The organism is Kitasatospora sp. NPDC001664 (assembly GCF_053596675.1).
Genome location: NZ_JBSFGS010000040.1, coordinates 1 through 11,966, shown reverse-complemented (window position 1 = coordinate 11,966; position 11,966 = coordinate 1). Strand labels below are relative to the sequence as shown.

The 11,966-nt window shown below is 69.4% G+C and carries 14 protein-coding genes and 1 pseudogene; 14 read left to right on the top strand and 1 reads right to left on the bottom strand.

Going from position 1 to position 11,966, the window contains the following annotated elements:
- Positions 1-32: 32 nt before the first annotated feature.
- The 13 genes from map to glmM all read left to right on the top strand — a co-directional run bounded on the left by map (position 33) and on the right by glmM (position 10,340).
- Positions 33-869 (top strand): type I methionyl aminopeptidase, encoded by an 837-nt coding sequence (map, locus tag ACWCYY_RS36155; RefSeq protein WP_345286208.1) that lies wholly within the window; start codon positions 33-35, stop codon positions 867-869.
- 93 nt (positions 870-962) lie between these two features.
- Positions 963-1,385 carry a large conductance mechanosensitive channel protein MscL gene (gene mscL / locus ACWCYY_RS36150; protein WP_345286206.1) on the top strand — a complete coding sequence of 141 codons (423 nt, stop codon included), beginning with the start codon at positions 963-965 and terminating at the stop codon, positions 1,383-1,385.
- A 161-nt stretch (positions 1,386-1,546) separates the two neighbouring features.
- On the top strand, positions 1,547-1,768 hold the full coding sequence (gene infA / locus ACWCYY_RS36145; protein WP_003956442.1) for a translation initiation factor IF-1: 222 nt from the start codon (positions 1,547-1,549) through the stop codon (positions 1,766-1,768).
- A gap of 38 nt (positions 1,769-1,806) precedes the next feature.
- Entirely contained in the window at positions 1,807-1,920 is a 114-nt protein-coding gene (gene rpmJ / locus ACWCYY_RS36140) for a 50S ribosomal protein L36 (RefSeq protein WP_003956441.1), read from the top strand.
- A 184-nt stretch (positions 1,921-2,104) separates the two neighbouring features.
- On the top strand, positions 2,105-2,485 hold the full coding sequence (gene rpsM, locus ACWCYY_RS36135) for a 30S ribosomal protein S13 (protein WP_345286202.1): 381 nt from the start codon (positions 2,105-2,107) through the stop codon (positions 2,483-2,485).
- A 72-nt stretch (positions 2,486-2,557) separates the two neighbouring features.
- Positions 2,558-2,965 (top strand): 30S ribosomal protein S11, encoded by a 408-nt coding sequence (rpsK, locus tag ACWCYY_RS36130; RefSeq protein WP_345286200.1) that lies wholly within the window; start codon positions 2,558-2,560, stop codon positions 2,963-2,965.
- A gap of 128 nt (positions 2,966-3,093) precedes the next feature.
- Positions 3,094-4,116, top strand: a complete 1,023-nt coding sequence (locus tag ACWCYY_RS36125) for a DNA-directed RNA polymerase subunit alpha (protein WP_030232516.1) — start codon at positions 3,094-3,096, stop codon at positions 4,114-4,116.
- 124 nt (positions 4,117-4,240) lie between these two features.
- A complete protein-coding gene (rplQ, locus tag ACWCYY_RS36120) occupies positions 4,241-4,729 on the top strand; it encodes a 50S ribosomal protein L17 (protein ID WP_345286197.1) in 489 nt (162 codons plus the stop codon).
- 74 nt (positions 4,730-4,803) lie between these two features.
- Positions 4,804-5,715, top strand: a complete 912-nt coding sequence (truA, locus tag ACWCYY_RS36115) for a tRNA pseudouridine(38-40) synthase TruA (RefSeq protein ID WP_449798470.1) — start codon at positions 4,804-4,806, stop codon at positions 5,713-5,715.
- Positions 5,716-5,910: 195 nt separating this feature from the next.
- The gene (locus ACWCYY_RS36110; protein WP_345286193.1) at positions 5,911-7,575 is read left to right on the top strand and encodes an ABC-F family ATP-binding cassette domain-containing protein; all 1,665 of its coding nucleotides are present in this window, start codon (positions 5,911-5,913) and stop codon (positions 7,573-7,575) included.
- Between the two features lie 216 nt (positions 7,576-7,791).
- The gene (gene rplM, locus ACWCYY_RS36105; protein WP_345286191.1) at positions 7,792-8,235 is read left to right on the top strand and encodes a 50S ribosomal protein L13; all 444 of its coding nucleotides are present in this window, start codon (positions 7,792-7,794) and stop codon (positions 8,233-8,235) included.
- Positions 8,236-8,278: 43 nt separating this feature from the next.
- Entirely contained in the window at positions 8,279-8,785 is a 507-nt protein-coding gene (gene rpsI, locus ACWCYY_RS36100; protein ID WP_345286189.1) for a 30S ribosomal protein S9, read from the top strand.
- Positions 8,786-8,972: 187 nt separating this feature from the next.
- On the top strand, positions 8,973-10,340 hold the full coding sequence (glmM, locus tag ACWCYY_RS36095; RefSeq protein ID WP_449798469.1) for a phosphoglucosamine mutase: 1,368 nt from the start codon (positions 8,973-8,975) through the stop codon (positions 10,338-10,340).
- A gap of 74 nt (positions 10,341-10,414) precedes the next feature.
- On the opposite strand, the gene coaA is transcribed toward glmM, so the two are convergent.
- On the bottom strand, positions 10,415-11,407 hold the full coding sequence (gene coaA, locus ACWCYY_RS36090; RefSeq protein WP_396296766.1) for a type I pantothenate kinase: 993 nt from the start codon (positions 11,405-11,407) through the stop codon (positions 10,415-10,417).
- An 88-nt stretch (positions 11,408-11,495) separates the two neighbouring features.
- On the opposite strand from coaA, the pseudogene ACWCYY_RS36085 reads away from it, so the two are divergent.
- A pseudogene (locus ACWCYY_RS36085) lies at positions 11,496-11,966 on the top strand (glutamine--fructose-6-phosphate transaminase (isomerizing)); the annotation flags it as partial.

Here is an 11,966-nt window from a genome sequence, read left to right as displayed (position 1 = left end):
GCTGTAGTACGGACGGAAGGCGTGGAACCCAGATGGTGGAGATCAAGACCCCCGAGCAGATCGCCAAGATGCGCGTGGCCGGGCTGGTCGTGGCCGAGGCGCTGAAGGCCTGCCGGGAGGCGGTGGCCCCGGGGATCACCACCCAGGAGCTGAACGACATCGCGGACAAGGTGATCACCGGCCACGGTGCGACCTCCAACTTCCGCGCGCACCACGGCGGTCTGTGGTTCCCCGGCGTGATCTGCGCCTCCGTCAACGAGGAGGTCGTGCACGGCATCCCCGGCGAGCGGGTCCTCCAGGAGGGCGACATCATCTCGATCGACTGCGGCGCGATCGTCGACGGCTGGCACGGCGACGCGGCGATCACCGTCGCGGTGGGGGAGACCGCCCCGCAGAACGAGCTGCTCTCCAAGGTGACCGAGGGCTCGATGTGGGCCGGCATCGCCCAGATGAAGAAGGGCAACCGCCTGGTCGACGTCTCCCGGGCGATCGAGGGCTTCGTCCGCCGCCAGCCGCTCCCGCCCAAGGGCAAGTGGGGCATCACCGAGGGCTACGGCGGCCACGGCATCGGCACCGCGATGCACATGGAGCCGCACGTGCTGAACTACGTGGCCGGCCGGGGCAAGGGCCCCAAGCTGATCCCGGGCACCGTGCTGGCGATCGAGCCGATGGTCTCGCTCGGCACCCCCCACACCGCGATCCTGGACGACGAGTGGACCGTCGTCACCAACGACGGCACCTGGGCCTCGCACTGGGAGCACTCGGTGGCCGTCACCGAGCAGGGCCCGCTGGTGCTGACCGCCTTCGACGGCGGCAAGGCCGAGCTGGCGAAGCTGGGCGTGGTGGCGGCCCCGGATCCCCTGGGCTGAGCCCTTCGACACACGTACGGCCTGCAGGTTTCGTCCTGCAGGCCGTTTGTCCTATTTTTAGCAGCTGACAACCGCTGAAAAGGGGACGAGCAAGTGCTCAAGGGATTCCGCGACTTCATGATGCGCGGCAACGTGATCGACATGGCCGTCGGTGTGGTCATCGGCTCGGCCTTCACCGCGGTGGTGACCGGCTTCGTGGCCGCGTTCCTCACCCCGCTGGTCGGCGTGGTGGTCGGTGCGGCCGGCGACTTCCGCTCGTACAGCTTCACCGTGCTGGAGGTCACCTTCCCGTACGGCCAGTTCCTGAACGTGCTGATCGCGTTCCTGCTGACCGCCGCGGTGCTGTACTTCTGCGTGGTGCTGCCGGTCACCAAGGCGACCGCCCGCTACCTGCCGAAGAAGCCGAAGGCCGCGAAGCGCCCGTGCCCGGAGTGCCTGAGCGAGATCCCCGAGGCGGCCCGCCGCTGTGCGCACTGCACCGCGCACGTCGAGCCGCTGGTCGTCACCAGCCTCTGAGCCGGTTTTGGCGTGGCTGGGCCCGTGGCGTACGATGGACCGTCGGCTCACTCGTAGCGTGCTTCTGCACGCCCTCTACCCACTCGGGCGGGGGTGAACCCAGGTTCGCACGAGCGTGCCGCATACGGTAGCCGTTCCCCGGAAGGTGGATCTCGTAGTTCATGGCAAAGAAGCAAGGCGCCATTGAGATCGAGGGCACCGTGATCGAGTCCCTGCCGAACGCCATGTTCAAGGTGGAGCTGCAGAACGGTCACAAGGTCCTCGCGCACATCAGCGGCAAGATGCGGATGCACTACATCCGCATCCTCCCGGACGACCGGGTCGTCGTGGAGCTCAGCCCTTATGACCTGACTCGAGGCCGGATCGTCTACCGGTACAAGTAACAAGCATCTGTCAGATCTAGACCCGGAGAACCTGAACCATGAAGGTCAAGCCGAGCGTCAAGAAGATCTGCGACAAGTGCAAGGTGATCCGCCGTCACGGCCGGGTCATGGTGATCTGCGACAACCTGCGCCACAAGCAGCGCCAGGGCTGACCAGCCTCACCCCGCATTTCTCGTAGTACTTCGCGCGACGCGAAAAAACGTCATACGCGGGCTACCCGATCCGTCCCCTCCGGGGACGGACTGCCACCCTCGGCTCAGAGGCCGGGGCTCCCACACCGAGAGGTGTCGGAGTAGGTAGCGCGTCAGACCTCTGAAAGAACCACAGGAGCCTTGAATGGCACGCCTCGCAGGCGTTGATCTCCCGCGTGAGAAGCGGATCGAGATCGCTCTGACCTACGTCTACGGCATCGGCCGCACCCGCGCGCAGCTCGCGCTCGCCGAGACCGGCGTCAACCCGGATGTCCGCGTTCGCGACATCACCGAGGACGACCTGGTCAAGCTGAGCCAGTACATCGACGCGAACTTCGAGGTCGAGGGTGACCTCCGCCGCGCCGTTGCCGCCGACATCCGCCGCAAGGTCGAGATCGGCTGCTACGAGGGTCTGCGTCACCGCCGTGGCCTCCCGGTCCGCGGTCAGCGCACCCACACCAACGCGCGTACCCGCAAGGGCCCGCGTCGCGCGATTGCCGGCAAGAAGAAGCCGGGCAAGAAGTAGTCCGCCCGTTAACCGGACATCCCTCCGGCCCGCGGGTTAGCGGACCGACCACCTCAGTAGGAGAACAGACTTATGCCCCCCAAGGGTCGTCAGGCTGCCGGCGCGAAGAAGATCCGCCGCAAGGAAAAGAAGAACGTCGCTCACGGCCACGCGCACATCAAGAGCACGTTCAACAACACCATCGTTTCGATCACCGACCCGCAGGGCAACGTGATCTCCTGGGCCTCCGCCGGCCACGTCGGCTTCAAGGGCTCGCGCAAGTCCACCCCGTTCGCCGCGCAGATGGCCGCCGAGGCCGCTGCCCGTCGCGCGATGGAGCACGGCATGCGCAAGGTCGACGTCTTCGTCAAGGGCCCGGGTTCCGGCCGTGAGACCGCGATCCGTTCGCTGTCCGCCGCCGGTATCGAGGTCGGCTCGATCCAGGACGTCACCCCCACCCCGCACAACGGCTGCCGTCCGCCGAAGCGCCGCCGCGTCTGACGCTGCGCCTTCGGGCAGTCTGGGTGCTTTAAACCTCGTACGGGGTCCGGTCTGAGGCCGGACCCCGTACGCTGGTTCTGTTCGGCATCAAATAGTGGGTGCCGAGTCCAACTGGAGGATCTGAAAACATGCTGATCGCTCAGCGTCCCTCGCTGACCGAAGAGGTCGTCGACGAGTTCCGCTCGCGGTTCGTGATCGAGCCGCTGGAGCCGGGCTTCGGCTACACCCTCGGCAACTCTCTCCGCCGCACGCTCCTCTCCTCGATCCCCGGCGCCGCTGTCACCAGCATCCGGGTCGACGGTGTCCTGCACGAGTTCACCACCGTGCCGGGCGTCAAGGAGGACGTCACCGACCTCATCCTGAACATCAAGCAGCTGGTCGTCTCCTCGGAGCACGACGAGCCGGTCGTGATGTACCTGCGCAAGCAGGGTCCGGGTGTGGTCACCGCCGCCGACATCGCGCCGCCGGCCGGTGTCGAGGTGCACAACCCCGAGCTGGTCCTCGCCACCCTGAACGGCAAGGGCAAGCTGGAGATGGAGCTGACCGTCGAGCGCGGTCGCGGCTACGTCTCCGCCGTGCAGAACAAGGCTTCCGGCCAGGAGATCGGCCGCATCCCGGTCGACTCGATCTACAGCCCCGTGCTGAAGGTCACCTACAAGGTCGAGGCCACCCGTGTCGAGCAGCGGACCGACTTCGACAAGCTCATCGTCGACGTCGAGACCAAGCCCGCCATGCGCCCCCGTGACGCCATGGCCTCGGCCGGCAAGACCCTGGTGGAGCTGTTCGGTCTCGCCCGCGAGCTGAACATCGACGCCGAGGGCATCGACATGGGCCCGTCCCCGACGGACGCCGCCCTGGCCGCCGACCTGGCGCTGCCGATCGAGGAGCTCGAGCTCACCGTTCGGTCGTACAACTGCCTCAAGCGCGAGGGCATCCACACCGTGGGTGAGCTCGTCGCCCGCTCCGAGGCCGACCTGCTCGACATCCGCAACTTCGGTGCGAAGTCGATCGACGAGGTCAAGGCGAAGCTGGCCGGCATGGGCCTGGCGCTCAAGGACAGCCCGCCCGGGTTCGACCCGACCGCCGCCGCCGACGCCTTCGGCGCCGACGACCTGGACGACGCGGGTTACGCGGAGACCGAGCAGTACTAAGAGATTTGTGGCGGGGCGGCCCCCAACCGGGCCGCTCCGCTTCATGAAAGCCGTACGGGCACAGTGCCCGTACGCCCGTTCCGGTACCTGATACGGCCGGTGACGGTGATTCAAGGAGTTACGCATGCCGCGTCCCACGAAGGGTGCCCGCCTCGGCGGCGGCCCGCACCACGAGCCGCTGCTGCTCGCCGGTCTGTGCCGGGAGCTGTTCCAGTACGGCCGCATCACCACGACCGAGGCCAAGGCCCGTCGGATGCGCCCGCTGGCCGAGAAGCTGATCACCAAGGCGAAGAAGGGCGACATCCACAACCGTCGCATCGTCCGCAAGACGATCACCGACGTGTCGGTGCTGCACACCCTCTTCACCGAGATCGCCCCCCGCTACGAGAACCGCCCCGGTGGTTACACCCGCATCACCAAGATCGGTGGTCGTCGTGGTGACAACGCGCCGATGGCCGTGATCGAGCTGGTCGAGGCCCTCACCGTCGCGCAGACCGCCGTCGGCGAGGCCGAGGCGGCCACCAAGCGTGCCGTCAAGGAGGCCGACGCCAAGGCCGAGGAGACCGCGGTCGAGGAGACCGAGGCCACCGAGGTCGAGGCCGACAAGGCCTGACACCTTCTCAGGTGACGTCCGGGCCCGCTCCCTTCACCGGGGGGCGGGCCCGTTCCCTTTCTAGGAGTACTTACGTGGTGAACGACTGCGCCGAGCAGCCCCCGGTCAAGGACGGCCCGGCGGACGGGTACGTGCGGATCCGGCTCGACCTGGCCTACCAGGGCGCCGAGTTCTCCGGCTGGGCGCGGCAACGGGGCCGGCGCACCGTGCAGGAGGAGATCGAGAGCGCGCTGCAGATCGTGACGCGCAGTCAGGACCTCTTCCCGCTCACGGTGGCCGGCCGGACCGACGCCGGGGTGCACGCCCGGGGCCAGGTCGCGCACGTGGACCTGCCGGCGGAGCTGTGGGCCGAGCACGGCGAGAAGCTGCTGCGGCGGCTCGCCGGGCGGCTGCCGGGCGACGTGCGGATCTACCGGGTGTCGGAGGCGCCGTCGGGCTTCGACGCGCGGTTCGCGGCCGTCTGGCGGCGGTACGCGTACCGGGTCGCCGACCACCCGGGCGGGGTGGACCCGCTGCTGCGGGGGCACGTGCTGTGGCACGACCGGCCGCTGGACGTGGAGAAGATGAACGAGGCGGCGCGGCTGCTGCTGGGGGAGCACGACTTCGCGGCCTACTGCAAGAAGCGGGAGGGTGCGACGACCATCCGGACGCTGCTGGAGCTGCGGTGGGACCGGGTGCCGGTGGACTCCTACGCCTCGCAGGAGGGGTCGCTGGCGGTGGCGACGGTGCGGGCGGACGCCTTCTGCCACAACATGGTGCGGTCGTTGGTCGGGGCGATGCTGCTGGTCGGCGACGGGCACCGGCCGGTGGACTTCCCGGGGCAGGTGCTGGCCGGACGGGTCAGGAACTCGGCCGTGAACGTGGTCCGGCCGTACGGGCTGACGCTGGAGGAGGTCGGCTACCCGGCCGACGACCAGCTCGCGGAGCGGAACCGCCTCGCGCGGCGGATGCGGACGCTCCCGGGTGTCGAGGCCCCCGCGGCGTAGGTGGTTGCGCCCCGCAGGGGCGCGAGGAACTGCGCGCGGGGGAACGGCACTACCTGCAACTGGCTCGCCTGCCCCGATCTCGCGCTGGGCCGCCTTCCGTACTCGCGCAGTTCCTCGCGCCCCTGGGGCGCTGCCCTGCCGGGGGTGGCCAAATCCGTTTGGGCCGTATGGGCGGAAGGCGGCACAATCCCTGCCATGGGACACGTCGAGATTTCGCACCTGGAGTACTACCTGCCGGACGGGCGGGTGCTGTTCGACGACGCGTCCTTCCGGGTCGGCGAGGGCTCCGCGGTGGCGCTGGTGGGCGCCAACGGGGCCGGGAAGACCACGCTGCTGCGCATGATCGCGGGGGACACCCAGCCGCACGGCGGCTCGGTGACGGTGAGCGGCGGGCTGGGCGTGATGCGCCAGTTCGTCGGGACCACCGGGCGGGAGGACCAGCGGGAGACCCCGGGGGCGCTGCCCGCCGACGCCTCGGTACGGGACCTGCTGGTGTCGGTGGCGCCGCCGCGGATCGCTGTCGCGGCCAAGGCGGTGGACGCCGCCGAGCTGGCGATGATGGCGCAGGACGACGAGAAGTCGCAGATGGCGTACGCGCAGGCGCTCTCGGACTGGGCCGACGCCGACGGGTACGACTACGAGACGGTCTGGGACGTCTGTACCACCGCCGCGCTGGGCATGCCCTTCGACCGGGCACAGTTCCGCGGGCTGAACACCCTCTCCGGCGGTGAGCAGAAGCGCCTGGTGCTGGAGGCGCTGCTTCGCGGCCCCGAGGAGGTGCTGCTGCTGGACGAGCCGGACAACTACCTGGACGTGCCGGGCAAGCGCTGGCTGGAGGAGGCCATCAAGGCCACCCCGAAGACCGTCCTCTTCATCTCGCACGACCGCGAGCTGCTCTCCCGCTCGGCCGACAAGATCATCAGCGTCGAGACCGGCTTCGGTGGCGGCGGAAGCTCGGTCTGGGTGCACGGCGGGGGCTTCGACTCCTTCCACGAGGCCCGCAAGGAGCGCTTCGAGCGCTTCGAGGAGCTGGGCCGGCGCTGGGACGAGGAGCACGCCAAGCTGAAGAAGCTGGTGGTGAACCTCCGTCAGGCCGCCTCCGTCAGCCATGCGCTGGCCACCCGGTACGCGGCGGCGCAGACCCGGCTGAAGAAGTTCGAGGAGGCGGGCCGGCCGGAGGAGCCGCCGCGCGAGCAGAACATCACCATGCGGCTCAAGGGCGGCCGCACCGGTGTGCGTTCGCTCACCATCGAGCAGCTGGAGCTCACCGGCCTGATGAAGCCCTTCGACCTGGAGGTCTTCTACGGCGAGCGGGTCGGCGTGCTGGGCTCCAACGGCTCCGGCAAGTCGCACTTCCTGCGCCTGCTGGCCGGCGACGAGACGGTGAAGCACTCCGGCTCGTTCAAGCTCGGCGCCCGGGTGGTGCCGGGGCACTTCCGGCAGACCCACGCCCATCCGGAGCTGCTCGGACGGACCGTCAGGTCGATCATCGAGGAGGAGCACGCGCTCAGCCGCGGCGCCGCGATGGGGGCGCTGCGCCGGTACGAGCTGGACCGCCAGGAGGAGCAGAAGTTCGAGTCGCTCTCCGGTGGCCAGCAGGCCCGGTTGATGATCCTGAAGCTGGAGCTGGACGGCGTCACCGCGCTGCTGCTGGACGAGCCGACGGACAACCTGGACCTGGAGAGCGCCGAGGCGCTCCAGCAGGGCCTGGAGGCCTTCGAGGGCACCGTGCTGTGCGTGACCCACGACCGCTGGTTCGCCAAGACCTTCGACCGCTTCCTGGTCTTCGGCTCCGACGGCCGGGTCTACGAGTCCAAGGAGCCGGTCTGGGACGAGACCCGGGTGCAGCGGGACCGCTAGGCCGAGCGTTTTTGACCCGTACGGACCCTGCCGGTAGGCTGGGCCCTTGTTGTGCGTATTGGCTCGCTCCATCTCACGTGAGAGGTCGGTACGCCGGAGACACCAAGGCCGATGACCAGCGGCTTCCCCTTGAATTGCGTCCAAGTGGAACCGGGCTGATCCCCCGCCCAGGTGCTCCTGTCAGGACTCACTCACTGAAAAGCAGAGGCTACGACCGTGCGTACGTACAGCCCCAAGCCCGGCGACGTCCAGCGTCAGTGGCACGTCATCGACGCGCAAGACGTTGTGCTCGGCCGCCTGGCCTCCCAGGCCGCCAACCTCCTCCGGGGCAAGCACAAGGCGATCTACGCGCCGCACGTTGACACGGGTGACTTCGTCATCATCATCAACGCGGACAAGGTGCACCTGTCGGGTAACAAGAAGACCCAGAAGATGGCGTACCGCCACAGCGGTTTCCCGGGCGGTCTCCGCGCGGTCCGCTACGACGACCTCCTGGCGAACAACCCGGAGAAGGCCGTCGAGAAGGCCATCAAGGGCATGATCCCCAAGAACAGCCTGGGCCGTCAGATGCTCTCGAAGCTGAAGGTCTACTCGGGCGACCAGCACCCGCACGCTGCCCAGCAGCCGGTGCCGTTCGAGATCACCCAGGTCGCGCAGTAATTCCGGCCACCAAGCCCCCATCACTGAAAAGCTGAGGAACATCGTGGCCGAGACTGCCATCGAGAGCACCCTTGAGGTCGACTTCGACGAGAACGTCGAGGGCGACTACACCTCGGAGGAGACCTACACCTCCGAGTCCCTGGCCGGCCGCTTCGGCGAGGCCATCCCCGGCGCCGGCCTCGGCCGTCGCAAGGAGGCCATTGCCCGCGTCCGGATCGTCCCGGGCACCGGCAAGTGGAAGATCAACGGTCGCACCCTGGAGAACTACTTCCCCAACAAGGTGCACCAGCAGACCGTGAACGAGCCCTTCAAGCTCCTCGAGCTCGATGGCCGTTACGACGTCGTCGCCCGCATCGCGGGTGGCGGTGTCTCGGGTCAGGCCTACGCGCTGCGCCTCGGCGTGGCCCGCGCCCTGAACGAGGCCGACGTGGACAACAACCGCGGCGCCCTCAAGAAGGCCGGCTTCCTGACCCGTGACGCCCGCGCCGTCGAGCGCAAGAAGGCCGGTCTCAAGAAGGCCCGCAAGGCGCCGCAGTACAGCAAGCGCTAAGCATCCCCGCCGGGGGGCGTACCGTTTCGATGGTCCGCACCCCCGGGGTGTGCTTGTACGCCCCGGAGCACCCCGTGTGCTCCGGGGCGTCGTGCTTTCCGCGTTCGAGCGCCTGTGCGGAGGGTGGTGAACGCGAGAGATTCTGCCTGTCAGAATTCCGGTGCAACGGTGACGAAGGACGGAAAACGTGGGACGACTCTTCGGTACGGACGGCGTGCGCGGTGTGGCCAACGAGGGCCTGACCGCCGAACTGGCACTCGGCCTCTCGGTGGCGGCCGCGCACGTGCTCGGTGATGCGGGGGCCTTCGCCGGCCACCGCCCGGTGGCGGTCGTGGGCCGCGACCCGAGGGCGTCCGGGGAGTTCCTGGAGGCGGCGGTGATCGCCGGGCTGGCCAGCGCCGGCGTGGACGTGCTGCGGGTCGGCGTGCTGCCGACCCCCGCCGTGGCGTACCTCACCGGTGCGCTCGGGGCCGACTTCGGCGTGATGCTGTCGGCCAGCCACAACGCGATGCCCGACAACGGCATCAAGTTCCTCGCCCGCGGCGGCCACAAGCTGGACGACGCGATCGAGGACGCCATCGAGGCGCACTACCGCCGCTACGGGGTCGGCACGGACGAGAACTGGAAGCGCCCGACCGGCGCGGCCGTCGGCCGGGTCCGCCAGTACACCGAGGGCTTCGACCGGTACGTGGCCCACCTGGTCGCCGTGCTGCCCAACCGCCTGGACGGCGTGCGGGTGGTCATCGACGGCGCCCACGGCGCGGCCGCCCGGGTCGCCCCCGAGGCCTTCGCCCGGGCCGGTGCCGAGGTGGTCTACACGCTCGGTGCCGAGCCGGACGGGCTCAACATCAACGACGGCGTCGGCTCCACCCACCTGGACAAGCTGCGGGTGGCGATGAAGGAGCACCGGGCCGACCTGGGCATCGCCCTGGACGGCGACGCCGACCGCTGCCTGGCCGCCGACGCGGACGGCAACGAGGTGGACGGCGACCAGATCATCGCGATCCTCGCCGTGGCCATGAAGGAGGCCGGCACCCTGCGCCGCAACACCGCGGTGGCCACCGTGATGTCCAACCTGGGCTTCAAGCTGGCGATGGAGCGCGAGGGCGTCGAGCTGGTGCAGACCGCCGTCGGCGACCGCTACGTGCTGGAGGAGATGAAGAAGCACGGCTTCGCGCTGGGCGGCGAGCAGTCCGGCCACGTGATCCTGCTGGACCACGCCACCACCGGCGACGGCACCCTCACCGGCCTGATGCTCGGTGCCCGGGTGGCCGCCACCAAGCAGCCGCTGGCCGACCTGGCCGCCGTGATGACCCGGCTGCCGCAGGTGCTGATCAACGTCAAGGGCGTGGACAAGAGCCGGGTGTCGACCAGCGCCGAGCTGATCGCCGCCGTCGCGGCCGCCGAGGCCGAGCTGGGCGCCACCGGGCGGGTGCTGCTGCGCCCCTCGGGCACCGAGCCGCTGGTGCGGGTGATGGTGGAGGCGGCCGACGAGGTGCAGTCCAAGGCCGTCGCGGAGCGGCTGGCCGAGGCCGTGCGGACGCACCTGGGCTGAGTGCCCGGAGCTGAGCAGTGCTCAGGCCCCCACCTCTGGTGGGGGCCTGAGGGCGTTTCAGGGGCCGGCGCGGCTCAGAGCTTGCGGAGCAGGGCGCGGCGGACCTTGTGGTCGGCGCCCTTCTGGAGGACCAGGGTGGCCCGGCCGCGGGTGGGGAGGACGTTCTCCAGCAGGTTGGGCTTGTTGATGGTGCGCCAGACCTGGCGGCCGTACTCCATCGCCTCCTCCTCCGGGACCTCGGTGAAGCGGCGGAAGTAGGAGTTCGGGTCCTGGAAGGCGGTGTCCCGGAGCTTCTTGAAGCGGGACAGGTACCAGCGCTCGATGTCGTCGGTGCGGGCGTCCACGTAGATGGAGAAGTCGAAGTAGTCGGCCACCGCGAGGCGGGTGCGGCCGTCGGTGCCGGGCAGGGCCGGCTGGAGCACGTTGAGGCCCTCGACGATCAGGATGTCGGGGCGCTCCACGGTGAGGCGCTCGTCCGGCACGATGTCGTAGACCAGGTGCGAGTAGACCGGGGCGGTGACCCGGTCCTTGCCGGCCTTCACGTCCGCCACGAAGCGCATCAGGGCCCGGCGGTCGTAGGACTCGGGGAAGCCCTTACGGGCCATCAGGCCCCGGCGGCGGAGCTCCTCGTTGGGGAGCAGGAAGCCGTCGGTGGTGACCAGCTCGACCCGGGGGTGTTCGGGCCAGCGGGCCAGCAGGGCCTGGAGGAGGCGGGCGGTGGTGGACTTCCCGACCGCGACCGAGCCGGCCACGCCGATCACGAACGGGGTGCGGGTGCGCTCGGTGTCCGGGGTGTCCAGGAAGGTACCGACGGCGCCGCGCAGCTCGTGGGTGGCGTGGATGTAGAGGTTCAGCAACCGGGACAGCGGCAGGTAGACGTCCCGGACCTCGTCCAGGTCGAGTGCGGTGCCCAGGCCTCGGAGCTGCTCGACCTCTTCGGCCGTCAGCGGCAGCGGGGTGCGCTCGCGCAGGGCGCTCCACTCGGCCCGGTCCAGATCCACGTACGGGGAGGGGGTGGGCGTCGCGGGAGCGCCCCTCGTACAGAGTTCGGTCAGCACGTGCTCCATTGTGGGCCGTTCCGGGGCGGGCGGGTGCTGTGGTGTCGGTCACGAGCGGCGGAGGGCCGGTCACGGGGGGCGCGCATATGCTGACCTTATGTGCGGAATTGTGGCTTATGTGGGCTCTCAGGGAGCCATGGACGTGGTCGTCGAGGGCCTACGGCGACTGGAGTACCGCGGTTACGACTCGGCCGGTGTGGCGGTTCAGACACCGCGACCTGACGGACGGTGGGCCCTCGCCACCGAGAAGCGGGCCGGAAAGCTGGTCAATCTGGAGAAGGCGCTCGCCGAGCGACCGCTCCCCGCCGGGACGGTCGGCATCGGTCACACCCGGTGGGCGACGCACGGCGGTCCGACGGACCTGAACGCGCATCCGCACCTGGACGACCACGGGCGGGTGGCGGTGGTGCACAACGGGATCATCGAGAACTTCGCCGAGCTCCGGGAGGAGTTGGCGGGGCGGGGGCACACCCTGCGCTCGGAGACGGACACCGAGGTGGTGGCGCATCTGTTGGGGGAGGTGTTCGCGGGGGATCTGGCGGAGGCGATGCGGGTGGTGTGCCGGCGT